Origin of the sequence: Arthrobacter sp. AQ5-05 (assembly GCF_003287975.1) — a bacterium.
Taxonomy (GTDB): Bacteria; Actinomycetota; Actinomycetes; order Actinomycetales; family Micrococcaceae; genus Paeniglutamicibacter.
Genome location: NZ_QMKQ01000081.1, coordinates 1 through 1,177 on the forward strand (window position 1 = coordinate 1; position 1,177 = coordinate 1,177).

At 64.6% G+C, this 1,177-nt stretch carries 1 protein-coding gene; it reads left to right on the plus strand.

Annotated elements, in window-relative coordinates; all coding sequences use genetic code 11:
* Positions 1–92: 92 nt before the first annotated feature.
* Positions 93–1,154 carry an ISL3 family transposase gene (locus DQ353_RS21085; protein ID WP_286166959.1) on the plus strand — a complete coding sequence of 354 codons (1,062 nt, stop codon included), beginning with the start codon at positions 93–95 and terminating at the stop codon, positions 1,152–1,154.
* Positions 1,155–1,177 lie beyond the last annotated feature (23 nt).

A 1,177-nucleotide genomic window follows, 5' to 3' on the forward strand; every position in this document is an offset into this window, starting at 1 on the left:
GTGCTCCCGGTACGACCGCGGTGAAGGCCCCCGACGGTGGCGCACCCTGGATCTGGGAACCACCGAAACCTATCTCGTGGCCCACGCGCCTCGTGTGCGCTGCCCGGAGCACGGAGTCATCGTCGCCGCCGTTCCCTGGGCCCGCCACCAGGTGCGGACACACCCGGGACTTTGACCAGCAGGTCTCCTGGCTGGCCACCCAATGCTCCAAGAGCGCGGTCACCGTGCTGATGCGCATTGCCTGGCGCACCGTGGGCTCCATCATCAACCGGGTCTGGAAGGACACCGCCAAGACCTTCGACCCGTTCGCGGACCTCAAGCGGATCGGCATCGACGAGATCTCCTACAAACGCGGACACAAGTACATCACCGTGGTCGTGGACCACGATTCGGGCCGCCTGATTTGGGCCTCGCCGGGCCGTGACAAGGCCACGCTGCGGAAGTTCTTTGACGCACTCGGGGAGGAACGATCCGCCCAGATCACGCATGTTTCCGCCGATGCCGCGAACTGGATCGCCACCGTCGTGGCCGAACGCTGCCCCCAGGCCGTCCGTGTGGCCGACCCGTTCCATGTGGTCCAATGGGCTACCGGGGCCCTGGATGAGGAACGCCGCGCATCCTGGAATCGGGCCCGGAAAGCGGCCGAAGAAAATGAGCCGGCCAGGGGCAGGGGACGGCCGCCCAAGGATGCCCCGGAACGGCCCGATAGCCAGAAGGCGACGAAGCTGAAAAACTCCCGCTACGCGCTCTGGAAGAACCCCGAGGACCTCACCGTGAAGCAAAAGGTGAAGCTCGATTGGATCGTTCAGACCGACCCGAGGCTGGGCCGCGCGTACTACCTCAAAGAGGGGCTGCGGACCATCTTCAGGCTGCCACATGCGGACGCGGTGGTGGCCCTGGACAAGTGGGTTTCTTGGGCCAGGCGCTGCCGGATTCCCGCGTTCGTGAAGCTGCAAAAGAGCATCGTCAAGCACCGCGAAGCCATCCTGGCATCGATCGAGCACGGATTGAGCAATGGGCGGATCGAATCCATGAATACCAAAATCAGGCTCATCACCCGGGTGGCCTTCGGATTCAAAGCACCCGAAGCCCTCATCGGCCTGGCGATGCTCAGCCTCGGAGGCCGGAAACCGGTACTCCCGGGACGGGGATGACCCACGGAAGAGTCAGTAGAGCC